The following is a 22,542-nucleotide window of genomic DNA, read 5'->3' as shown; positions in this document are numbered from 1 at the left end:
TGAATATATTGCTAGTTTTCATCGATTTTATCATAATCTGTTTGCAAATATGAAAAAGAGGCTCACGACCCGGATGGTGTGCGAACAAAAGGAATTTCTAAATGTATATGGACTTAGAAAATCCGACATGACCTAAGCGGATGTTCATTCAGAAGGTCGGAAGAACCTTTTGTAAACGCCTCTCCCATAAATAAAACGATGCTGAATGATTAAGTAACATGTATATATGTTATTTGGTTTAACATGGATAATATTTTGTTTGAACTCTCTTCATTTTTCATATACTATTTTAAGAGAATTTATACAGCTTAGAGTTTTAGAAGGAGAACAAGATTGTGAAATGGTTAATCATTTTGGGACCAATTTTAGAAGTGCTTTTTTATGCCGTATTTGCTCGTTTTTGGGGAAATGAGTATAAAGAAATCAAGCCTATCATTATACTGCAAATCGTTCTTTATACCGTCCTTATCATGCCGATACTCATATGGAAAGTCATTCTTAATCATTAATAGTTTTATAGGATAATATTTACACAGTACATATGGAAGATCATTGACAAAAAAAGGTTCAGAACAAGTGCGTTCAGAACCCTTTTTTATTCATTTATTTTCACAGAACTACTATTAGGTTCTTAGGCTGATTGACTATTACCATCAACCACAGGTGCATATCTGATATTCATAGCACCTACTAAATCACGATGTTTTTCAAAGCCACATGTACATTTATATTTGCGATCTTGTGCTTTGTTCTTTTCAGAACACTTAGGGCATGTTTAGCTTGTATAAGCAGGATTCACATATTCAACTTTAATACCTTCTAAATTCGCCTTATATTCAATGAAATGGGATAGGCGATAGAATGACCATGTATGCAGATTCTTTTCGTTTTTACGGCTTGTTCTTGCCGTCTGTCTGATGTTCGCAAGTTTCTCTAGGCGAATGACAGAAATTTTATTTCTCTTAGCAAAATTTACAATTGCACGACTTATCTTATGGTCTTGGTCTTTCATCCAAAGCTGTTCTTTATCTTTTGAATTACGAATGGCATTTAGTTTTTTCTTCTTACCTAACGCTTTGCGTTCAGAACGAAACTTACGCTTCATATATTTGTTCTGCCTACCGTTGCCAAAGAAATGGACACGTTCATCATCTGTGACTGCAACAGCAGGAACTTTCAGACCTAAATCGACACCCATAACTTTTAGACCTGTTCCCTCAACAGTCGGGATCGTGACAGAAATTTGGGCAATCCATTTATCTGCTTTCTGCGTGATTCGAAGCGTACCTAACTTATATTTCAACAAATCAAAGTTTCGGTTGTCTTTATCACATTCAAGAGCAACAATTTGTATTTGCATCTCCTCACACACTTCATGCACTAATTCTTTGAAACGTTGTTCTCCTCTGTTTGAAGAAAAATCTTTCTTCTGTATCGAGGACAGAACACAAAATGATAATTCAATAAAATTAGTATATACAGGATAACTATAACAAATAGTTGAGCAATTAGGGGAAAATCAGCTCCGTTATAAGGATGGCCTACTTTCACCGCGCACAGTGCTCTAAGTAAAAATATGCTGCTAATTTTTTCCCCCTTCTAAAATACTTCGAATGATATGTTTTGAATCATATTCATTATGTGAAAGGTTCACAATCATTGGTACTTTAGAAAACAGTTCCGCATTTATTTCATCAGTGGTATGTCCTTTTTTATACAAGTCGTGTACTTGTTCACTCAGCTCTTCTAGATAGTGAAGCTTCTCCTTCATGGCTAGTTTTCCATTTTGTATATAACCTGCATGTTGGCAAAACATTTCTTGGAAATCAAGTTGAAGTACTTTTTTGATTGACTGAATCATAATAGGAACGGACTCATCATTCATAATGACCTTCGGCTTTGGGTATAAGAACAGGTCCCCAGAAAACAGTCGCCCTCGTTCCTCATCGTATAAAGACATATGATTCTTCTCGTGTCCTGGAGTATGTATTAGTCTATATGAATGACGCTCAGACTGGATGGTTTCACCATATGGTAAAGGTGAGAATGGCTCTCGCACTCCCCATAATTTTTCCCTGTATAACGGTAGATTCGCTTTATTCTCACATTCAGGAATGGCTTCTTTTTTAATGTATACAGGAAGACCTAATGTATTTTGAAGCCATCTCGCCGTCCCTGTGTGATCTTCATGGGAATGGGTCAGGCTAACAAATTCAATCGGGACTTCCTTATAGAAAGGCATAAAATCTTCAAGCATCTTCGTAGCACCCGTGTCCACCAACATCCCATCCACATAAAATATATAAACGGACATAGCAAAATCCCCATAGCTCACTTCCCCCAACACAGAGGTTACTTCTCCATGCTGATTAACTTTCATTTTAACTCCCCCTGTTTACGACTTTTTTATTCTGCCAGTAAATGTATTTATCGAATGTTCCTCAACATATGTTTTCCGCGAAATATTGGCGAGACTCCTAAATGAGCTAAGGAGGAACTTAATAGCAATATGTTTTCTTAACCTTCTTTTTTCTTCGTAATCGCTGTAATGAATGAGTATCCAAATATTATCTCCATCGGAATTCCCATGTGTAAAAAGAAAAGTGGTACAGGAAACTTGAAATAAAAAGCACCGATTGGATAAATACTTATGATAAAAGACGGTAGCGCCAAAAATAACATTTTTTCTAGATTAAATGTCCACAAACCGGGCTCTTTTCTTCTTGCAAGTAATGTAGGTATTCCAAGCAATATACCTAAAACGATATATCTTAAAAGAAAATAATAAGCAAACGGAGGAAAAAACATAGGCTGATAGGTTTGTTGTGAAATTTCTTCAAGTCGATCTTCCATTACATCCGTAGCCAACCAATAAGAAATAATACCAACTAAATATAATAAGTATTTAAAAGAATTTTTAATGATTATAAATCCCTCCCTTACAATCCCAACTTTATCTTGCAATTTTTCTCTAAATAGGGAAAATGATTTTTAAAATTAATTATTCTAATCTTCTTTTTTTTCTTGAGTTAATTCTAATAAAGTTACTGACACAACTTCTTCTTTATCGGTATCACGGGAAGTCACAATTTCTACTGTTTGTCCTTTAATATCTTCCGTTACTTGCTCTTCGGATTCCTTATTGGCACTACATCCAGCTAACAAAATCGTCCCAAGTAAAACACCTGTGCAAAGATATTTTTTCAATATTCTCACTTCTTGATAACATTATCTTACCATAAATAACCAAATATTGTTCAGCTAAGAAAAAATTCAAGAAAAATGGTAAAATAAAGAAAAGTTTTAGGAGTGATTTTGTGATTAGTCTATTCTTTAGCTATTTTATTATCTTTTTTGTTATCGCGAGATTAGTTAGCTTATTAGGTAATTTCGTACATTCGGTAAAATAAAAATCCGCCCTCTTCAAAGCGATCTCTCCTCTCTTCTCCAATCCAAAGAGATTGGGTATCCGAAAGACGACCAACCTCTTTTCGTTGACATAAGTGACCTTATTAAGAAGCAAACTTACTTTTCTCTGGCTTTCTTATTTTTTTCAAGTTTTTCACTAAAATACAACCAGTATCCAATTGCAATAAAACCAGCAATACCGGCTAAAGCTAAAATGACCTCTATGAAAAGATACATTCTTTGCCTCCTTTTAGTCACCATAATTGCGAATTATAGAAAATACCTATGATCTCTTTAGGAAATATAGCTTTTGGAACGCCTTTTTTGCATCCACTCTTAACTGTTCTTCTGATATTTCAAAATCTGTTTCTTCCCCTGGTTTACATTCGTGCCAATAACAATCTACTGATTCAAATAGGGCATTTAAAATAATAAATGGTTTGCCATCTAACTCTTCAGTTTCGTCTTTAAAAGTTCTTAAGTATCTCTGTTCAAATTCTTCAACATTTATCTCATTCTTTAAAAAAGATTCAATTAGCTTTATATACTTATCAAGTACTTTATATTTCATAAGCTAAACCCTCCGCCAAAATCAGTCTCCCACTTGCCCAGGTTTCCATAGCCTTCGTACTTGCCACTCAAAAAGCCTTTGGTTTTATAGAATCAAAGGCTTTTCAATACAACATTTCTCATTTTATTAATCCAAAAGATTGTTTTCTTCTAGCATTTGAGAACACTCACTTAGAAGGTTCCTTACTCCCCAAAAGCACCTTATTGTTGAAGATTATTTTTTATGGAAAGACCACGTTGAGCATTTTTAATGTTATATCGTTAAAGAATCCTCTTTAACAATTATCTCAGATGGTTGCTTTTTAATTACTATTACAAATAAACTTGCTAACAAACAAAATATTCCTGCCAAGAAAAATGCCCAAGTGTAAGAATTGAATATTTTATAGATCAGCCCACCACCAAAAGCTGCTACTGCTGCACCAGCCTGATGCGAAGCAAAAATCCATCCATATATTATTCCACTTTTTTCAACTCCAAAAATTCTCCTTGATATTCCAATCGTTGGTGGTACGGTTGCAATCCAGTCTAATCCGTAAAATACAGCAAAAATAACAAGTAAAGTGTAAGAACCTTCCGATAACGCTAAAGGAAGTAAAACAAGCGATGCACCTCTTAAGCCATAGTACCAAAATAATAACCATCGATTATCGAAACGATCTGACAACCAACCAGAAAGGGTTGTTCCTACTAGATCAAAAACTCCCATAAATGAAAGTAGCGTTGCGGCTGTCACCAAAGGTATACCAAAGCTGATGCAATAAGAAACAAAGTGGGTACCAATTAATCCACTTGTTGAAAGTCCACAAATAAAGAAACTACCAGCTAACAACCAAAATTCTTTCACTTTTACTGCCTCAAATAAACCGTTGAAAGCAATGATAATAGGATTCTTTTTCGGTTTATCCATATTATCTTCTTTTTCTTTTTCAAGACCATAAGGAAGAATACCAACTTCTTTTGGGGAGTTTTTCATAAATAATAAAATGATTACTAGCATAATTACACTAAGTATCATAATTAAGGCAATCGCCCAATACCACGAATATTTATCTATCATCATCGCTAAGATGGGAAGCAGTATTAACTGACCAGTTGCTGTACTTGCTGTTAATATTCCTGTTGCCAATCCCCTTCTTTTTTCAAACCATTGATTCGCTACATATGGACTTAGCACAGTTAAAAATAACCCTGAACCTAATCCTATAATAATGCCCCAAATGATAATGAGTTGCCACGACTGTTGCATAATAAAAGTAAGCAAAGTACCTGTCAACAAGGTTGCCATTGATAACGCCATTATCCTCTTTAAACCGAACACTTCAATTAAGGCAGCCATAAAAGGACCTGATATACCATATAAAAATAAACCAACAGCAAAAGCTAGTGAAATAACTGAACGATCCCAGCCAAATTCCTTTTCGAAAGGTTCTATGAAGACCCCTGAAGATGATCTTACAATTCCAGCCACAATAATCGAGAAGAAAGAAATGATTAAAATAATCCAACTATAATGAATACGATTCCGATTCAAAATTCTCACCCACAATTTCAGTAATAGTGTTTAAATTATTATAATGAACAAAACGAACAATATATTAATTTATTGTATTGTACAATATGGATATTATAATGTTCAAGAGGAGGTTTTTAAGTTTGGAAAAAATTCAGGGCATAATATCAAATAATTTAAGTGTAATTAGAAAAAAAAGAAAATTGAGTTTGGATGATTTATCGATAATAACTGGAGTGAGTAAAAGTCTTTTAAGGCAAATTGAAAAAGAAGAGTCTAACCCTACTATAACCACACTGTGGAAAATTGCTGATGGATTAAAAATACCGTTTACCTCTCTAATGAAGTACGAAATGCCTGACGCTGAAATTGTTAGAAAAGAAAATATTGACCCACTATCAGAAGATAATGGGTTGTATCGTCTTTTTCCTTACTTTAGTTTCGAGGACCAAAAGCCTTTTGAAATGTACTCTGTTGAAATGGAACCTTCAGCTAGTTTGAAAGCAAATCCTCATAATTCAGGGGCCATAGAGTGTGTAACAGTTTTTAGTGGGACTCTTTGTCTGACTGTTAATGACAAGGAACATATTTTACAAACAGGTGATTCCATTAAGTTCAAGGCAGACAACCCGCATTCCTATTCAAATCCAAGTAATGAACTTACAAGATTAAGTATGATTCTTTACTATCCAGAATCATAAAAGAGGTTGTCTAATGAATCCCACCTCTTTTCGTTAGCATAGACCCCCACTAGTGGAAGTTAATTTAAATAAAATGAACTACTAGAATAATCGCTGAAAGAACGAAACTTACATACAAATCTAGTTAACATAAACATTCTTAGAAGAAGTTAGCATCATGAAAACCCCTTGGTAGATTTTGTCTAACTATTGGGGTGCAGTTCACATCCAAGGGGTTTTCACATGTCCGAATTTATCGTTTATGCAAGATTTTATAAAATTAGAATCTTTTTCAATACAATATAATCGTCCTTATGCTGCATTCAGTTATTATCAAAAATAGGTATCATCTATATTTTTTTGAAATGATAAACTGTACTATAGGTAATGTAATCATAGAAGCACATAAAGCTAACATTAATGGTGTATTAGAGAAGTTTTGGTTATGAGGTCCCGCTAATATTTCCACAGCTCCTAGAATACCTAAAATAATCATCATCAGGGCGAAATAGGCAATTTTACTACTCTCTCTTACAATATGCTCTTCTAATTCATCTGTTTTTTTCTCTTCTCTAGAATCTCCACCCAGATAAGTAATTTTTCCAAATGTGCTCAATTCAAATAAAGAAGCAATAAACAGGCTAATCACAAAGAAAGCATAAGGATTTATACGTTGGTTGCTGAAAAATTGATATAACATATGGCCAATAACAGCCAGAATTCCTAACCAGAGTATAGATACCATCAACTTCTTCTGATTGTTAGACATTGCTCTCCTCCTCACTAAATAAGAATATGGATAGGCTACACTGAGTTGGACAGAAAACTTAAGGTCAAGTAGACTACAGATAATATACTTGAGGAGAATCTACGATGACTAAAAAAGCACGTCGAACATTTACAGATGAGTTTAAGCAACAAATTGTGCAGCTGTATCAAAGCGGTAAACCTAGAAAGGACATTATTCGTGAATATGACCTGACGCCGTCTTCCCTGGATAAGTGGGTGAGGCAAAGTGAGAATAATGGCTCCTTTAAAGAAAAAGATCAGTTAACGCCTGAACAAAAAGAATTAATTGAACTTCGTAAACGAAATAAGCAGTTAGAGATGGAGAACGATATTTTAAAGCAAGCCGCGCTGATACTAGGACAAAAGTAAATGTCATCAAGAATAATCAACATAAATACTCGATATCAGCAATGTGCAAAGTCCTACAATTACCTAGAAGCACGTACTATTATGAAGCCAAAGAAAGAGCAGCAGTGGATGATATCACGTCAGATGTGATCGAAATATTCCGCGCCAGCCGTCAAAATTATGGAACACGTAAAATTAAAATTGAATTAAAAAAACGGGGACTCATCGTGTCTAGACGGAGAATTGGGCGTATTATGCAAGAGCAGGGCCTTGTCTCTGCTTACACAGTAGCTCAGTTTAAGCCGCATGTAAAATCCTGTAATGAATCCGAACAGAAGAATGAACTAAACCGCGAGTTCCACCAGGAAGAAGTGCTGACAACGATCGTCAGCGATTTAACATACGTAAGAGTCAAACAAAAATGGCATTATGTATGTGTATTTGTCGATCTCTTTAATCGGGAAATTGTGGGGTACAGCGCCGGGCCAAATAAGGATGCGTTACTCGTCTATCGTGCGTTCGCCTCGATCAAAGCCGACCTTCGTAAAATCCAACTGTTTCATACGGATCGTGGGAATGAGTTTAAAAATAAGCTAATGGACGATGCATTAGAGACATTTAACATTCAACGTTCTTTAAGTATGAAAGGCTGCCCATATGACAATGCCGTCGCTGAAGCAACGTTTAAAATCATTAAAACAGAGTTTGTGAAAGGTCAACATTTTGAGAGTTTAGAAGAATTAACAAGGGAATTACATGACTATGTCCACTGGTTTAATCACATCCGAATTCACGGGACACTTGGTTATGTAAGTCCAATTAATTATAAACTTGAACACCTTAAAAAATCTGTCTAGTTTAGTGTTGACATACCAATAACTCATCTACTTTAACCTCAACAAAAACTTTTTACACTTCAATCAATAAAACTACAGGTTGTTAATCTGTAACCACTCTTTTAAGAACCTGAACACAACAACCCATCAATATGAAACTACCTCGTTGAAGAAAAAGTTCTTATCATTATAAAAAGTATATTAGCCCCGCGATGCCTAATGACATTGCTCCTGTAAGACCAGAGTATAATGCAATTTGGGTTCTAAAATTCCTATGTTTGACTGTTTCTGAATGAAAATTTGCTCTCTGCTGTTGTCCATCCGTCCACGCCCCGATAAAAATTCCCGATATAACAATACCGACTACGCCAATGATAAGAAACACCTGAATCATCTATATCCATCTCCTTCCATCCCTTAATGAATTTACGTTTTTATAACTCATTTTGTTTCATTAACATAGATAAGTTCCTCTTCCTACTTTAGTTTTTTGAACTAACTCATCCACGTTCAACAAGGATAAAAGCCTCCTTCACAGAGCTTAGGCAATGTAAAGAAATAAAAAAGCAGAGTATAGGAAATTTCCCATACTCTGCTTTTATTGTTCTCCACATTAGGTCAAACCTGTGGCTTTCTTACAGATCTCATGTGCTTAAAACGGCTTGATGGCTTTCTCGTTTTTACCCATCTGAGGCTGATTTTCAATACTTCTTTCTTCCGTTTCCTTAGGAATTTCTTTAAGGTGTTTATTTACTTCTTCTACTTGATTAGTCGTTCTCATTTCATCCATTTTCAAAAACCTCAATTCATTAAAATATTTTGATAAGCATAGTATGCAGCAATAACGAAGATTTTATGTCCGCTAAGTCAGATTTATATCTCTCTTTTCAAATGAAAAACTAAATAAATTTATAATAAATAACTGTCGCATCTAATTCACAATTCGAAAGAAGTGATACCCTACAACCAACAAAGCCTCAAATCCTTGGAATTTGAGGCTTTCACGTAAAAATAAGAGTATAAAAGCTAAATATTTAGGCAGCTATATTTTTGGTGCTCGTTTCATTAAAATAAAATGTATAAGAAATTAAATGATCCTGTTTTCTCTTAGCCACTTTTCAAATTTTAGTGAGCCTTCTTCGTATGTTAATTCTTGTGAGTGCACAACTAATATTTTATAGCCGAAATAAGGCATATAATTACCTTCCTTAGCTATTGGTAGATTATATTGATCTGAGTCAAAGTAAATATCCCAAGTATGTATCCCTTTTCTCTTAAAGGCTATAGCTTCTAAATCATACCCTTCTTGGTAATAGCCTAAATGTAAGTGTACATCTTCATAAAGATTATCCATGGTCTCATTCCTTAAAACTTGTTATTAGAAGTCCATTTACTTTATTGAGTTCCTCATCATGAGCTAAAATACCTGCCCCTAGTATGCTAAAGTTTCATCGTACTGGGGGCAGGCACCTATTGTTGGGTATGAAATAGAAAAACAGTTATCTTCTAAAGCATGTGGAACGTGTTAAACAGCTCCAAGTGTTTCGCTTGTTGTTTTGGCTTGCATGTGAAGAATTAGATAGTCGGGACCTCCTGCCTTCGAGTCTGTTCCTGACATGTTAAACCCGCCAAACGGATGGTATCCAACAATCGCTCCCGTACAACCACGATTAAAATAAAGATTTCCGACGTGGAATTCCTCTTTTGCCCGCTCAATATGATCACGATTATTTGAAAGTAATGCCCCTGTCAAACCGTAGTCTGTGTTGTTTGCAATTTCCATCATATGATCAAAATCACGGGCTTTACAGAAGGCCACAACAGGGCCAAAAATTTCTTCTTGCATGAGGCGTGCTTTTTCATCAAGATCTGCAAAAATCGTTGGTTGAATAAAGTAGCCTTTGGAATCGTCTCCTTCTCCACCTGTCATCAATTTGCCTTCTTTTTTACCAATTTCGATATATTTCATAATTTTATCGTAGGAAGCTTGACTAATAACAGGACCCATATAAGTAGTTACATCTTCAGGGCTGCCAACTGTTAACGTTTTTGTTAATGCCACTGCTTTTTCAAGTACTTCGTCATATACATCTTGGTGTACTACTGCGCGAGAACCAGCTGAACATTTTTGGCCAGAGAAACCAAAAGCAGAGTAAACAATGGACGATGCTGCCACGTCTAAATCGGCATCTTTATCTACAACAACTGTGTCTTTTCCACCCATTTCAGCAATGACACGCTTTAACCAAATTTGACCCGGATGTACTTTTGCCGCACGCTCGTAAATACGGCAGCCGACTTCACGGGAACCCGTGAAAGAGATGAAGCGGGTTTGTGGATGGTCGACAAGGTAATCGCCTATTTCCGCCCCATCTCCTGGAACATAGTTCAGCACACCCTGTGGAAGACCAGCCTCTTCCATCACCTCCACAAATTTCGCTGCCACTACCGGCGTGTTATCGGATGGTTTTAGAAGAATCGTGTTTCCAGCTACAATCGCTGCAGCAGCCGTTCCGGCCATAATTGCTAATGGGAAGTTGAATGGAGAGATGATAATCCCCACCCCAAGCGGGATATAATTAAAATTGTTTATTTCCCCTTTACGGCTTTGTACAGGTACTCCGTCTTTTAATTTCATCATTTGGCGGGCATAGAATTCTAGAAAATCAATGGCTTCTGCTGTATCTGCGTCCGCTTCTTTCCATGGTTTTCCAGCTTCTTTAACTAAATAACCTGAAAACTCATGTTTTCTACGGCGAATAATATCGGCTGCACGAAATAGGATGTTCGCACGTACTTCAGGAACTTCTTTTTTCCACGTATTAAACGCAAATAGTGCTTCCTGCATTGCTTTTTCAGCTAATAGTTTATTGGCTTTAGAAACACGGCCAATAATTTCTTTCTTATTAGCTGGATTGATTGATATAGTTTGTTCATCAGTTGTAATCAATTCTTCTCCAATAACAAGTGGATAGTTTTTTCCGAGCTCTGATCTTACAACTTCTAAAGCTTTTTCAAATTCTCTTTTATTTTCCTCAAGTGTAAAATCGGTAAATGGTTCATGCTTATATGCTATCATGTCCGTATTTTGTGTTTTAGTCATCTTACTCTCCCCTTTTAATGAATAACAGACTTTAGGTATATAAAAAGTAGGGTATGAATTCCCTTGGATGACAGATTATGGTACTTGTGTGTAGGTAATCAGCTTACAGGCTGTGTATGGTAAGCTTCTTCAAGAATTTGCAGATAGTCAGCCGCTGTAACTGTCCGAACATTGCTTGGTGTTGAGCCGTTCTGTACCGCCAATTCTACAATGCTCGGAAAATCTTCTTCCCGTACACCAGGCAAGTCTTTCAACTTGGGAATTTCGAGAGCCTCTGTGAAAGCCGTAATCCCTTCTATGAGCTTTTCGATAGCTCTTTCGTCCGTGTCTGATTCCTTCGCAAATCTCATATATCGCGCAATTGTAGCGTGCATTTGTTTGTTTTCCGATGCGTTGAATCGTAACACATGCGGTAAGAAGACAGCATTTGCGACACCATGAGGCGTGTCGTACAGTCCACCAAGTGCTTCTGCTAAACAATGGACAGCTGCCACATCCGCGGAACCCAAACAGAGACCAGCCAACAAGCTACCTTCTAACATCTCTTGACGTGCTACCTCATTTTGCCCATCACGGAAAACGATCGGTAATGCAGAAATAATCGTTTGCATCGCTCTAGCACCAAGTGCTTGTGAGATTGGGTTTGTTACTTTACATGTATATCCTTCGATGGCGTGAACCAATGCGTCCACACCGGTAGCAGCAGTGACAAAAGGTGGAACACTGAATGTTAATTCAGGATCCAGAACAGCCAAAGTTGGTCGCAATGAGGCATGTTTGAGAGTCATTTTCCGATGTGTGGCTGCCTCGGTAATAACAGCTGAGCGAGTGACCTCAGACCCCGTTCCTGCTGTGGTGGGGATGCAAATAATTGGTGCAATGTTTATGTATGGACGTCGACCGTCTGCATAATCAGATGGTGCCCCGCCATTCGGCCCACATAGTGCGATAGCTTTACCTGTATCCATTGCGCTTCCACCGCCGATGGCAACAACAGCATCTGCCTGAAAGTCACGAAATTGTTCAGCCCCAGCTAAGCACTCTGTATCCCTAGGATTAGGAGAAAGCGAATCGAATAACGATACTTGAAATCCGGATTTCTCCAGTGCAGCTTTGATTGGGTTAACTAATCCCGCACGAACGACACCTGGGTCACTTACAAGTAAGATAGATGAGTCAACTTGTAAGGATTTCAACATGTCTGGTAGCTTTCTTGCTTTTCCTATTCCCATCTCAATTTGGGTGGCGCAAAAATAGTTATAGGACTTCATAGATTAATCCCCCTGTTTTATAAAATATGGCCTACTAGTATATGTATCTAGGCCGAACCCCTTACGTACATGATACAAGCAATATACTAATCATTACAGACGAATATTCCGATTTGTTTAATCTAAAAAAACGATTTAGAGATTCACTTTACAAAATTGAATTGACTGAAGAATGTTTCTAAACGTAGTGTTCAAATGGTTGATGGGTGAACTTCACTTGATGTTGGATAGATCTATTCAGTAAAGTAAGTTGCCTTTTTACTATATATTGTTGGTTTCAGAGATATTTGATATTTTGACTTACAAGTATCGTACGAGAAATGTTACACTTTTTTTATTGGAACATTCTGATCATTTTTATCTATAAAACCGATTTAGAGGTGTTTATTATGGAACTAAAACAGTTAATGATTTTTCAAATTGCCGCTCAAGAGCTGAATTTTACACGAACTGCTGAAATTCTTTGTTTTGCTCAATCTAGTATAACAGCTCAAATTAAGTCACTTGAGGAAGAAATTGGTGTTCCGCTGTTCGAACGATTAGGAAAACGTGTAATTTTAAGTGAAGCAGGTCACCGTCTTAAGCCGTATGCTGATAGAATACTTAATCTAGCTGAAGAGGCAAAGGTAACCGTTGGTGGAAACATCGAGCCAAGTGGAAAACTTACAATTTGCGCTTCAGAAACTCAATGTACATACCGCTTACCATTACTGTTACACCAATTTCAAACTAGTTTTCCAAAAGTGCAGCTTGTTTTTCGTCCGGGAATAGCGGAAGCGGACCTCGAGGGACTTCTTGCTAAAGGCCTCATAGATGCCGTCTTAATATCAATGACTCCAATCACTTCAGATAATTTAATTGTTGAACCACTTCTTCCAGAACCTATTGTTATCGTGAGTCATCCAGATCATTTTTTAGCCTCTAAGTCTGAGGTAAGACCTGTGGATCTCGATAATCAGTCATTACTTGTTACGGAGGAATGTGATTACCGTCGTATATTTGAAGAATCCCTCACAGAGGCAGGTGTTCAACCGTTAAACAAACTTGAACTTGGTGATGTAGAAGCCATCAAGAAATGTGTAATAGCAGGAATCGGAATAGCTGCGCTGCCAAAAATTGCTGTAGAGACAGAAATAGCTCAAGGTGATTTAACGGTACTGAAATGGGTTGGGCCTGACTTTCCTATCGTAACTCAATTAGTTTGGCATAAAGACAAATGGATGTCCCCAGCTTTAAAGGCTTTTTTAGAAGTAACACGGGAAGTTGTACTAACAAAGTAATCTTCAAATTGACCACAGGCTCGTATTGATACCAACTGTTTCCCATCAAATGAGAGGACTCTTGTAGGATAGGCATTCAAACGAAACACATCTATTTTTTCAAAGTCCTCTTATTGACATAGGATAATACTACACTTGCTCCCATTTTGATTTTTGTATGGCGATAAATTTAACGTTCATAAAGATTTTTCCTCCTTAAGCCTGGTTTTTTATGTTAGAAGATTGCTTGTCAGGCTCCCAACACTCAACGCCTTTTAGTCCAGGGATACTGGTATTGTAGAATATTGGATCTATTCCTGATCTGCGCTGCCGGATGTAATCGTCTAGTGCTGCAAAGGCAAACTTTCCTAAAATTGCAATGACAATAAGATTGATGACTGCCATAACAGCCATAGACAAATCGGCTAAGTTCCAAACAATTTGAAGATTGGCTACAGCTCCAAACATAATCATAATTAATACGGCAATTCGGTATATCAATAAGGCTAATGCACTATTATGAATAAAGTCTAGATTTGCTTCTCCATAATAATACCCTCCTACAATTGAACTAAATGCAAAAGTAAATATCGCAAACGTTAAAAAGATACTTGCCCATGAGCCAAAATGCTGAGTCATAGCCGCTTGGGTAATTGCAATACCAGATAAACCACTAGTCATCTCTGCTTTTGATAGCATGATAATAAATGCAGTACAGCTGCAAATAATTAAAGTATCAAAAAATACCCCTAGTAATTGAACAAACCCTTAATACGTATAATGACGAGGATAATCGTACAATGGTCGCAAAATTCAAAACACATGAACTAAACCTTGTTGGAATAGGATTACGAGGCAAGAAAAATCAAGTAGATAGATTACTAAAGGGTTTTGAATTGCATAAATGAAGGCGCAAATAATAAAAAAGGGTCAGACGCTTGTAAAACCTTAACAAACGTCTGACTTCTTTATTCCCCTATAAGGGGTCCAAAGCAAAAAACGCGAATTTTGTACGCTAAGCAAACTTCAACATAAATATAGCTGATATTCTGTACGCTAATGGAATATCGGCTATATTATTGTCACTACACAATTATTTCATTTTTTGGAATATACAATCCTGATTTTTCATAGAAACAGCTAACCCTCTGTAGTTCTACCCTTATAAGCGTCTTTCCGTTTGTTATTTTTACAAAAAACGGCATTATAACTCTCTTATAATATTTAAAAAGCTCTATTATTTTTTTAAGAGGTCTGTTGCTAATTGACTTTTGCCCCTTAAAATACATTTATTGTAAAAAAAGGAGGAATTTTGTAATTTAAAAAGAATTATAGAAGCTGAAAGTAAATTTTAATTTAGGAGTGTTGAAGAGTAATGAGTAAATTAGTTAGAGTTTTGATTTGTAGCCTGCTAGCCTTTGGATTTTTATTTAATGCTGTAAGTTTAAATGTTAAAGCAGAATCAGATCCTTTCTCCACTGTAGAACAACTTACTAAGTACGAGAATGCAAAACAATGGTTAAATATTCCAAGTCTATGGAGTCTAGACCAAAACAATATCCTAAAAGACTTCTTATCTAATAAAGATAATGAGTTAGAACATCTCGGTCTGTTTAATATTAAAAAAGCTAAGATTGTACAATCAAAGGTTATAGATAATGAATTTAAGTATCTTTTCCCCTATTTAAAAGAGGATTCAATACTATATTACTATGCTGTAGATTACCAAGTTCACAGAGAAGATAAATATCATATGAACGGTATTAATTACTATCTGGTTGAGTTAGTTAAAGAGAACAGCGAATGGAAAATTTCTCAACTAATGAATGCTCCTGTGGATATCATTAGTACATATAACCTTGGCTTTAATACTGAAGATGAAAAAGAAATGATAAAAACAATCAAAAAACGATACAAAGGGATATTTACTAATAGAGAAAATAAGATACTAGAAACAAATAGGATAAGTGATAGTGAGTTATTAGCCAAACGAAGCAAAGGTCTTAAGAATATAGAACAACTTTCTTCTAATAACTCTTTATCAAAAGCAGAATCTAGCATAAGTAGTGACGTCTCCATCTTAACAACAGCTGATCACGTAGAACCAAGTAGTATAGATGTTTATATTACGTCTGACCATAACTATAACTACTATAAGTGTAGAAACTGCGTTAAAGATGTTGGATTTACTTATTATGTTAAAAATGTCCTGCCAAATGAATGGGTATCGTCATGGCATAGTAATTCTTTAAAAACTGGTGCAGCTTGCGTTAAAATGTATGGATGGTATGCTGTATATTATCCTCTTGCTTCGTCAGTAAATGCCGATTTATATGACTCTACACGTGATCAAGTTTATAAGATTAATTCTGAACTTACGAGTACGAATAATGCAGTAAATGGAATGGATGGAATAGGGGTTCATCGAAAAGACAATCAAAGCTTATTTCTCACCCAATATATAGCCGGAACTCAAGGGAGTACTGGAACAAAGGCTTCCGGAAAAGTTGAACAATGGGGTTCAAAGCTCCTTGCTGAACAAGGTAAATATGTCAATGAAATACTCGGATATTACTATAACGGATCAAGTAAAGTTGGCGGATCTGGAAAAGTTTTTGAATACTTTGTTTATTAATAAAAATAAGGGATTAAAGACAATATGTCTTTAGTCCCTTATTTTTATTCGCAAGTTATAACATTAAATGGAATATCTGAGATTTCCTCCCCTTTATCATTTGTAGCAGTTATTTCTATATGATTTAGAATGTTTCTTGATCGATGTTTCCATAATATAGACCACCCATCTTTTCCATCCCGATCTATACCCAATAATTTTCTATGTTTATAAGTACCTGTTCCTGTGGGGATAATCCAAAAAGACATTTCTTGTACATTTTTTGCATCAACAATAATTTTTAACGTTCCTTCTTTTGGGGGAATGCATATCCAATTTCCAATGCGTGGATAATTAGGTTCGGTTTTGTAACCCATAATTTGTGGTAAATTGCTAATTTTGTCATGATTTGAGCTAGAAGCAGAAATAACATTGTATTTAAAACAAAAAACAATTGCCAATAAGATAAAAAAAGTTGTTTTCTTCATTTTAGTCCCCTTGCAGTTAATTTAAGGTGATATCATGAGAAATCTCCTTAATAATTTATCCCCTAAATTACAATCTATACTAAATGAAATTGATTTAACAAAAAAGTTCTGAAAACGGTCGTTTTTGGAACTTGAAATAATGACCTATAAAACTACCATAAAACCTATATAATTTAAGTACCAAAAACCATGACCAAAAACAAAGTTTCTTTATTCATGGATTTATTCGTTTATGGTACTATAAATGATGATTTTGGTATTTTTGGAGGTTGGATAAATGAATTTTGGATATGCCCGTGTAAGTACAGAGGAACAAAATTTAGATATGCAGTTAGATGCTTTAAAACATTATGGAGTAAACAAAATTTACCAGGAGAAGCTTACAGGTAAAAAAAAGGATCGTCCGCAGCTTGAAGAACTGCTCAAAGTATTACGTAAGGGAGATAAAGTTGTTGTATATAAATTGGATCGAATTTCTCGATCAACCAAACACCTCATCGAGTTGAGTGATCTTTTTGCTGAAATTGGAGTAGATTTCGTTTCTATTAGAGATAGTATCGATACCTCAACTGCAATGGGGAAATTCTTTTTTCGAACAATGGCAAGCATTGCGGAACTGGAAAGAGATATTATCAGCGAACGAACAAAGTCCGGATTAGAAGCCGCAAGAGTAAGAGGAAGAAAAGGGGGAAGACCACGAAAAAAATCAAACAAAGTTCAAATGGCATTAAAGATGTATGACAGTAAGGAATACAGTATTAAACAAATCACTGAAGCAACGGGTCTGAGTAAGACCACCCTTTATCGTTATATTTATAGAAGATAAAAAATTATTAGAGATAGTAAAGGTGGGAGAATCTTGCGAGGAAGAGAATTGCTATCGGTCGAACAACGGAATGAGTTATTACGATTAGTATTGTCAAATACAGAAGAATTAGCCATGTATTATACCTTTTCAGAATATGATATCGAAGTCATTAATCGTCATCGTAGAGATCATAACCGATTGGGTTTTGCTATTCAGTTATGCACTTTAAGACATCCAGGATGTTCATTAGTTGATTTACCAGAAAAGGTTCCGGAGATGCTTGTACGATTTGTAGCTAAACAAATTGGAGTGGACCCTACTGTTTTTAATATATATGCCAAACGTGATCCGACTCGCCGTGAACATTTAGAGGAAATACGAAAAGAGTACGGTTATCGCAGTTTTCAGTTAAATGACTATCGGATAATTTCCTCCACTTTATTGCAACATGCTTTAGAAAATGGCAATACCATGTATCTAATTCAAACTACGATTAATCTTCTGCGTAAAAGAAAAATCATTATACCGGCTCTTCCAACCATAGAACGTCTAGTATGGGAAACCCGTAAACGAGCAGAGAAAAAAATATTTATGACACTTACAAATTCTTTATCTGACTGGCAAAAAAGAAAATTAGACGAGCTAATTGCTTCATCAATAGATAATAAAAAAACTCTCCTTGCATGGCTTAAAGAGATTCCGGGGCAATCATCACCAGACGCATTTTTAAAAGTAATAAAGCGATGGGAATACGTCCGCGATTTAAAATTATCAATTAATATAAGAGAAATACATCCCAACCGCCTTCTTCAATTGGCCCGGATTGGTGCACGATATGACGCTTATTCTTTTCGTAGTTTTAAGGATAGCAATAAAAGATATGCTATATTAGTGGCCTTCCTTTTAACACTTGGTCAGGATTTAATCGATCAAGCTATTGAAATACACGATCGGCAAATGTTAATTCTCCAATCCAAAGGTCGAAAACAACAGGAAGAAATTCAAAAACAGAACGGAAAATTAATTAATGAAAAAGTGGTTCAATTTGCAGACATCGGATCCGCTTTAATAAAGGCAAAAGAAGAAGGGCTGAATCCATTTGAAATATTAGAAAGTATTATGCCTTGGGAAAAGATTGTGGAATCTGTTGAAGAAGCCAAGCGCTGATTACAGCCATAGAAATGTACCACCATTGACATAGTTCTTACCACTGAATGACAAAGAATGTACCAGTAAACGACAGACTGTTTACCAGTTAGTCTTCTGTATAAATAACGAGCTGTATATTGTAATTACTAATAATGTTTTTGTCAGTCTCATAATGGTTAATGATGTATAATTGTATGAAGGTTAATTTGTATGTAAATTAATATTTATACACTGGCAATGGGAAATCCTATTGAACAAACGGGGCAGTTTAGTTGAAGAAGGATGATATAATAAAAAACGGAAAATAAAATTATATAGAGGAGAAAATTAAACTTGAACAAAACTCAAGTAATGGTTTACTTCAGCTTATATGGAGATGAGTTTCCAATAGATGGCGTAACGGAAAAGTTAGAAATAACACCTACTAAAACTTATAAAAAAGGTGATTTAATTCCAAACCGTTCAACTGTTCTTTACAGAAAAGAGACAAGTTGGGATTTAGGAACAGGCTACCAGGTCTCGTTTGATGTAAATAACCAACTCCAACAAATTATAGGTAAACTACAAAATAAGTCGTCAATCATTAACCAAATAAAAGAGGCTTACTCCGTGGAGTGTAAATTCTTTATCGTCGTTAAAATAGAAGAGGGAAATACCCCTGCTTTATATCTAGATAAAGACATCATAAAGTTTGTTGCAAGCATTGAAGCTGAATTTGATATAGATTTGTACGCTAATCCTTATGAAGATGATTTTAGCGATTAAAAGATACAAATTTTCTTCAACGAACGGGTGCTTTACTTCAATAAGGAGCATTCCTGTTAGAAGGATTTTCGGGGACTTGTACAAAAAGAGCCCTCTTGGTATGATGCGGGGTGTCAAATCGTAGCGCGAAATGACCCCTAATTTGATAACCAAGGAGGACTCCATATGGATTTTAAACAAAATCAAAAAATAAATCAAGTCACGGAAAAAACACTCGTTGTCGGGATTGACATTGCCAAGCGTACACACTTCGCTTGTTTTGTCGATGATCGTGGGCGGGTGCTCCGAAAATCATTTTCCGTTTCGCAGTCGCGAGAAGGATTCGAGCGTTTCTATCAACTCATCCTAAATGCGCTGAAAGAACACGGAAAAACCGAAGTCCTAGTTGGGATTGAACCGACTGGACACTATTGGCTGAACCTAGCCTATTTTCTTGAAGAACGAGGCATTCCACTCGTTATGGCGAATCCGATGCATGTCAAACGTTCCAAGGAGTTGGATGACAATCTTCCAACAAAACATGACCGTAAAGATGCGCTTGTGATTGCCAGACTCTTGAAAGATGGACGCTTCAGTTATCCACGAATTTTAAAAGGTGTGGAAGCTGAACTTCGCGTCGGATCAACATTTAGAAGTAGATTGACGGAGGAACTAGGTGCGGTCAAAAATCAGATGATTCGCTGGTTAGATCGCTATTTTCCTGAATTTACTCAGGTCTTTCCGTCATTCGGAAAGATGGCGTTGGCCGTACTTGAATGTACGCCATTTCCGAGTGATCTTCACCAGAAACAGCCCGATGAAGTACTATCCCTTTATCGAGAGGTTGAGGGGCTCAAATCACCCCAGAGACCGAAAGCTACACGTCTGATTGAAGTCGCAGCTCACTCTATCGGAGTAACAGAAGGACGCGAGATGGCCCGTTATGAAATCGCCACATTGGTCCGTCGTTACCACCAGTTAGAACAAGAAATCGAAGACATTACTCAACGCTTAGTTGAGCTTGTCCAAACATCTTTAGAATACAAATGGCTGTCAACGGTTCAAGGACTTGGAGATACGACGATTGTCGACCTGTTAGCTGAAATCGGAAGCTTTTCACATTACGAAGATCCACGCCAACTCATCAAACTTGCGGGATTAACGTTACGTGAAAACTCCTCCGGTCAGCACAAAGGTCAAAAACGCATCTCTAAACGAGGCAGAAGGAAGCTGCGTGCCCTCCTGTTCCGAGTCATGATGCCGATGATTCGCCACAACAAGGCTTTTCGAACATTGCATGAGTACTACACCACTCGTACGGTAAATCCGTTACGCAAGAAGCAGTCCATCGTGGTTTTATGCGGAAAACTATTAAAAGTGTTACATGGAATTAGCACGAAGCACCAAGCGTTTGACGCACAGCGAATGATGAAGGACATCCCTAGTCTCGCAGAGGCTATGTAACGTCTACATCCCCTTGAAAGACCTAGACAACAGGATGACACGGAGAAGCTGGCATTATACCATCCATTCGACCTCGAGTCCCTTAAGGAGCTTCGCTAGCCTCTGCCTTATGACTAGACCGAACGAAGGAATGTAGGCACACAGATGCCCAGAGACATGGGAGGGTACGTCATCATAAGTTACGCAGAGATCCATGGTGCATCGAATAAATCCACCACACTGCTTACCATATTTTCCTAGTAGTGACCGCGTAGCGTACCCACTGACTGTTAAAGAATCACATATTTTAAAAATACTGTTAGGAATCGTGTTGAAAAATATTTTTTTGACACCCCATCAACGGGTTAAAACGTTGATAAATCAATATTTATAGAGGGAGTAAGGCTTTTTTGTTGGACCAACGAGACAGGATAGTTGAACAAGGAGGCTTTTGAAAATCAATTTTTGTTGCTAGAATTCAATTAGATATTCTCAGGTAGAGGGTGGTCAAGTATGGCGGGCAGGAAGTTTCTTGTTGAGAACGGTACTGTTAAAATTCAAGGGGAAAGAATTGCTGAATACATTAATTTTATAAACGAACATAATTATAAAAGTGTTGAGATTATGAGTCATAGATATAAACTAGCTGATATTCACTTTCTAAAGGAATGTCCTCAGATAGAGGAGTTATTTATCAATAGCCCCTACATTACGGATTTCTCAGGTCTTTATAAATTGAAAAATTTAAGAACCATATCGCTGGTTGAAATTGCTGACATTCACTTTTTGAATGAATGCCCTCAGATAGAGGAATTATCTATTTCTAACCCTTATATTACAGACTTCTCGGTTCTTTATAAATTAGAAAATCTAACGTTTTTAGGGTTGACTGAGCCTGAAATAAAGATAGATTTTACAAAGTTAAATAGCTTTAGCAGATTGGAAAGTCTTTCTATGGATTGGAATAAAAATGTGAAAGGTTTCGAACAGTGTTGTAATCTGAAAGAACTTTCATTGTGGAAATATAAGCCAAAAACTAAGAGCCTTGAAGAACTAGCGTTGCTCACTAACCTTGAAAAATTAGATATAACACAAGGAAATATTAATTCGCTAAAAGGTTGCGGAGCATTTCCTAAGCTCACTAAATTAGAAACACATTACTTGAGAAACCTTGAATATATTGATGAGATTGAAAAGAACTCGTTTCTAACATATCTTGAATTCGAAAATTGCAGCAAAATAAAAAACCATAATGTCATTGCTTGCTTAAAAGAGTTAGAAACCCTTATTCTTTCTAATTGTGGAGATATACAAAATTTGCGGTTTGTTAAAGAAATCCCAAAATTAAAGCACTTGAGTTTTGAAGGCTCAAACATTGTAGATGGTGATATTACTCCCTGCATTGGAATAGACTTCGTGGGATTCAACAACAAAAGGCATTATAGCCATAAGTTTGAAGAATTGAATCCAGAGCTTGCTGAGCGTCTTTCCCGTTTTAAATAGTTAGTATGCCTTGTTG

22 protein-coding genes and 4 pseudogenes are annotated in these 22,542 nt (G+C 36.3%); 11 read left to right on the top strand and 15 right to left on the bottom strand.

Going from position 1 to position 22,542, the window contains the following annotated elements; translation table 11 throughout:
• Positions 1-335 precede the first annotated feature (335 nt).
• The gene (locus tag ACXAEO_RS10600) at positions 336-509 is read left to right on the top strand and encodes a hypothetical protein (RefSeq protein WP_474880648.1); all 174 of its coding nucleotides are present in this window, start codon (positions 336-338) and stop codon (positions 507-509) included.
• 122 nt (positions 510-631) lie between these two features.
• Here ACXAEO_RS10600 and ACXAEO_RS10595 read toward each other — a convergent pair.
• From ACXAEO_RS10595 to ACXAEO_RS10565, 7 genes and pseudogenes are all read right to left on the bottom strand, one after another.
• Positions 632-1,342: pseudogene (locus tag ACXAEO_RS10595) on the bottom strand (RNA-guided endonuclease TnpB family protein); the annotation flags it as partial.
• Positions 1,319-1,491: pseudogene (locus ACXAEO_RS10590) on the bottom strand (transposase); the annotation flags it as partial. The pseudogenes ACXAEO_RS10595 and ACXAEO_RS10590, both read right to left, overlap by 24 nt.
• A gap of 91 nt (positions 1,492-1,582) precedes the next feature.
• Complete coding sequence (locus ACXAEO_RS10585; protein ID WP_474880646.1) at positions 1,583-2,380, bottom strand: MBL fold metallo-hydrolase; 798 nt, start codon at positions 2,378-2,380, stop codon at positions 1,583-1,585.
• A gap of 137 nt (positions 2,381-2,517) precedes the next feature.
• Positions 2,518-2,964: a hypothetical protein gene (locus tag ACXAEO_RS10580; RefSeq protein WP_474880644.1), complete on the bottom strand. Its 447-nt coding sequence runs from the start codon at positions 2,962-2,964 to the stop codon at positions 2,518-2,520.
• A 42-nt stretch (positions 2,965-3,006) separates the two neighbouring features.
• On the bottom strand, positions 3,007-3,207 hold the full coding sequence (locus ACXAEO_RS10575) for a hypothetical protein (protein WP_474880641.1): 201 nt from the start codon (positions 3,205-3,207) through the stop codon (positions 3,007-3,009).
• Positions 3,208-3,691: 484 nt separating this feature from the next.
• Entirely contained in the window at positions 3,692-3,979 is a 288-nt protein-coding gene (locus ACXAEO_RS10570) for a colicin immunity domain-containing protein (RefSeq protein ID WP_474880638.1), read from the bottom strand.
• Between the two features lie 252 nt (positions 3,980-4,231).
• Complete coding sequence (locus tag ACXAEO_RS10565) at positions 4,232-5,512, bottom strand: MFS transporter (protein ID WP_474880636.1); 1,281 nt, start codon at positions 5,510-5,512, stop codon at positions 4,232-4,234.
• A gap of 122 nt (positions 5,513-5,634) precedes the next feature.
• Between ACXAEO_RS10565 and ACXAEO_RS10560 the strand changes: the two genes are divergently transcribed.
• Positions 5,635-6,192: a helix-turn-helix domain-containing protein gene (locus ACXAEO_RS10560; RefSeq protein WP_474880634.1), complete on the top strand. Its 558-nt coding sequence runs from the start codon at positions 5,635-5,637 to the stop codon at positions 6,190-6,192.
• 325 nt (positions 6,193-6,517) lie between these two features.
• Here ACXAEO_RS10560 and ACXAEO_RS10555 read toward each other — a convergent pair whose 3' ends face one another.
• Entirely contained in the window at positions 6,518-6,940 is a 423-nt protein-coding gene (locus ACXAEO_RS10555) for a hypothetical protein (RefSeq protein ID WP_474880632.1), read from the bottom strand.
• Positions 6,941-7,044: 104 nt separating this feature from the next.
• Between ACXAEO_RS10555 and ACXAEO_RS10550 the strand changes: the two genes are divergently transcribed.
• A protein-coding gene (locus ACXAEO_RS10550; protein ID WP_474878936.1) for an IS3 family transposase occupies positions 7,045-8,165 on the top strand; the annotation gives its coding sequence in 2 pieces (ribosomal slippage) (positions 7,045-7,294 and positions 7,294-8,165; 1,122 coding nt in all).
• Between the two features lie 166 nt (positions 8,166-8,331).
• Here the strand turns inward: ACXAEO_RS10550 and ACXAEO_RS10545 are convergent.
• From ACXAEO_RS10545 to ACXAEO_RS10525, 5 genes are all read right to left on the bottom strand, one after another.
• Complete coding sequence (locus ACXAEO_RS10545; RefSeq protein ID WP_474880630.1) at positions 8,332-8,538, bottom strand: DUF5316 family protein; 207 nt, start codon at positions 8,536-8,538, stop codon at positions 8,332-8,334.
• Between the two features lie 258 nt (positions 8,539-8,796).
• Complete coding sequence (locus tag ACXAEO_RS10540) at positions 8,797-8,934, bottom strand: hypothetical protein (protein WP_474880627.1); 138 nt, start codon at positions 8,932-8,934, stop codon at positions 8,797-8,799.
• Positions 8,935-9,231: 297 nt separating this feature from the next.
• On the bottom strand, positions 9,232-9,498 hold the full coding sequence (locus ACXAEO_RS10535; RefSeq protein ID WP_474880626.1) for a DUF3986 family protein: 267 nt from the start codon (positions 9,496-9,498) through the stop codon (positions 9,232-9,234).
• 171 nt (positions 9,499-9,669) lie between these two features.
• Positions 9,670-11,223, bottom strand: coding sequence for an L-glutamate gamma-semialdehyde dehydrogenase (gene pruA / locus ACXAEO_RS10530; protein ID WP_474884095.1), 1,554 nt, complete (start codon positions 11,221-11,223; stop codon positions 9,670-9,672).
• Between the two features lie 122 nt (positions 11,224-11,345).
• Entirely contained in the window at positions 11,346-12,518 is a 1,173-nt protein-coding gene (locus tag ACXAEO_RS10525) for an iron-containing alcohol dehydrogenase (protein ID WP_474880624.1), read from the bottom strand.
• Between the two features lie 389 nt (positions 12,519-12,907).
• On the opposite strand from ACXAEO_RS10525, the gene ACXAEO_RS10520 reads away from it, so the two are divergent.
• On the top strand, positions 12,908-13,798 hold the full coding sequence (locus tag ACXAEO_RS10520) for a LysR family transcriptional regulator (protein ID WP_474880622.1): 891 nt from the start codon (positions 12,908-12,910) through the stop codon (positions 13,796-13,798).
• 195 nt (positions 13,799-13,993) lie between these two features.
• Here the strand turns inward: ACXAEO_RS10520 and ACXAEO_RS10515 are convergent.
• A pseudogene (locus ACXAEO_RS10515) lies at positions 13,994-14,545 on the bottom strand (alanine:cation symporter family protein); the annotation flags it as partial.
• A gap of 32 nt (positions 14,546-14,577) precedes the next feature.
• Between ACXAEO_RS10515 and ACXAEO_RS10510 the strand changes: the two are divergent.
• Positions 14,578-14,685 carry a DUF2000 family protein gene (locus ACXAEO_RS10510; RefSeq protein ID WP_474880620.1) on the top strand — a complete coding sequence of 36 codons (108 nt, stop codon included), beginning with the start codon at positions 14,578-14,580 and terminating at the stop codon, positions 14,683-14,685.
• A 467-nt stretch (positions 14,686-15,152) separates the two neighbouring features.
• Positions 15,153-16,412, top strand: a complete 1,260-nt coding sequence (locus ACXAEO_RS10505) for a SpoIID/LytB domain-containing protein (protein WP_474880618.1) — start codon at positions 15,153-15,155, stop codon at positions 16,410-16,412.
• Positions 16,413-16,456: 44 nt separating this feature from the next.
• Here the strand turns inward: ACXAEO_RS10505 and ACXAEO_RS10500 are convergent, their stop codons facing one another.
• The gene (locus tag ACXAEO_RS10500) at positions 16,457-16,879 is read right to left on the bottom strand and encodes a hypothetical protein (RefSeq protein WP_474880616.1); all 423 of its coding nucleotides are present in this window, start codon (positions 16,877-16,879) and stop codon (positions 16,457-16,459) included.
• Positions 16,880-17,156: 277 nt separating this feature from the next.
• Between ACXAEO_RS10500 and ACXAEO_RS10495 the strand changes: the two genes are divergently transcribed.
• From ACXAEO_RS10495 to ACXAEO_RS10475, 5 genes and pseudogenes are all read left to right on the top strand, one after another.
• Positions 17,157-17,705 (top strand): recombinase family protein, encoded by a 549-nt coding sequence (locus ACXAEO_RS10495; RefSeq protein ID WP_474880614.1) that lies wholly within the window; start codon positions 17,157-17,159, stop codon positions 17,703-17,705.
• Positions 17,706-17,738: 33 nt separating this feature from the next.
• Positions 17,739-18,851 (top strand): annotated as a pseudogene (locus ACXAEO_RS10490) (DUF4158 domain-containing protein); the annotation flags it as partial.
• 336 nt (positions 18,852-19,187) lie between these two features.
• The gene (locus ACXAEO_RS10485) at positions 19,188-19,601 is read left to right on the top strand and encodes a DUF4279 domain-containing protein (RefSeq protein WP_474884093.1); all 414 of its coding nucleotides are present in this window, start codon (positions 19,188-19,190) and stop codon (positions 19,599-19,601) included.
• Positions 19,602-19,766: 165 nt separating this feature from the next.
• Positions 19,767-21,044, top strand: a complete 1,278-nt coding sequence (locus tag ACXAEO_RS10480; protein ID WP_474880612.1) for an IS110 family RNA-guided transposase — start codon at positions 19,767-19,769, stop codon at positions 21,042-21,044.
• A gap of 492 nt (positions 21,045-21,536) precedes the next feature.
• On the top strand, positions 21,537-22,526 hold the full coding sequence (locus tag ACXAEO_RS10475; RefSeq protein ID WP_474880610.1) for a leucine-rich repeat domain-containing protein: 990 nt from the start codon (positions 21,537-21,539) through the stop codon (positions 22,524-22,526).
• Positions 22,527-22,542: the final 16 nt, after the last annotated feature.

The sequence above is a fragment of the Bacillus sp. ABA4_010 genome (assembly GCF_056159105.1).
This window is presented reverse-complemented; position numbering and strand designations above follow the sequence as displayed.

Excerpts from the sequence above, each read along its gene's own strand:
- ACXAEO_RS10520 (WP_474880622.1), top strand. The coding sequence starts at position 12,908 with ATGGAACTAAAACAGTTAATGATTTTTCAAATTGCCGCTCAAGAGCTG.
- ACXAEO_RS10535 (WP_474880626.1), bottom strand. The coding sequence starts at position 9,498 with ATGGATAATCTTTATGAAGATGTACACTTACATTTAGGCTATTACCAA.
- ACXAEO_RS10555 (WP_474880632.1), bottom strand. The coding sequence starts at position 6,940 with ATGTCTAACAATCAGAAGAAGTTGATGGTATCTATACTCTGGTTAGGA.
- ACXAEO_RS10585 (WP_474880646.1), bottom strand. The coding sequence starts at position 2,380 with ATGAAAGTTAATCAGCATGGAGAAGTAACCTCTGTGTTGGGGGAAGTG.
- pruA (WP_474884095.1), bottom strand. The coding sequence starts at position 11,223 with ATGATAGCATATAAGCATGAACCATTTACCGATTTTACACTTGAGGAA.
- ACXAEO_RS10570 (WP_474880638.1), bottom strand. The coding sequence starts at position 3,979 with ATGAAATATAAAGTACTTGATAAGTATATAAAGCTAATTGAATCTTTT.
- ACXAEO_RS10525 (WP_474880624.1), bottom strand. The coding sequence starts at position 12,518 with ATGAAGTCCTATAACTATTTTTGCGCCACCCAAATTGAGATGGGAATA.
- ACXAEO_RS10500 (WP_474880616.1), bottom strand. The coding sequence starts at position 16,879 with ATGAAGAAAACAACTTTTTTTATCTTATTGGCAATTGTTTTTTGTTTT.
- ACXAEO_RS10545 (WP_474880630.1), bottom strand. The coding sequence starts at position 8,538 with ATGATTCAGGTGTTTCTTATCATTGGCGTAGTCGGTATTGTTATATCG.
- ACXAEO_RS10485 (WP_474884093.1), top strand. The coding sequence starts at position 19,188 with ATGGTTTACTTCAGCTTATATGGAGATGAGTTTCCAATAGATGGCGTA.
- ACXAEO_RS10540 (WP_474880627.1), bottom strand. The coding sequence starts at position 8,934 with ATGGATGAAATGAGAACGACTAATCAAGTAGAAGAAGTAAATAAACAC.
- ACXAEO_RS10505 (WP_474880618.1), top strand. The coding sequence starts at position 15,153 with ATGAGTAAATTAGTTAGAGTTTTGATTTGTAGCCTGCTAGCCTTTGGA.
- ACXAEO_RS10495 (WP_474880614.1), top strand. The coding sequence starts at position 17,157 with ATGAATTTTGGATATGCCCGTGTAAGTACAGAGGAACAAAATTTAGAT.
- ACXAEO_RS10480 (WP_474880612.1), top strand. The coding sequence starts at position 19,767 with ATGGATTTTAAACAAAATCAAAAAATAAATCAAGTCACGGAAAAAACA.
- ACXAEO_RS10510 (WP_474880620.1), top strand. The coding sequence starts at position 14,578 with ATGGTCGCAAAATTCAAAACACATGAACTAAACCTTGTTGGAATAGGA.
- ACXAEO_RS10475 (WP_474880610.1), top strand. The coding sequence starts at position 21,537 with ATGGCGGGCAGGAAGTTTCTTGTTGAGAACGGTACTGTTAAAATTCAA.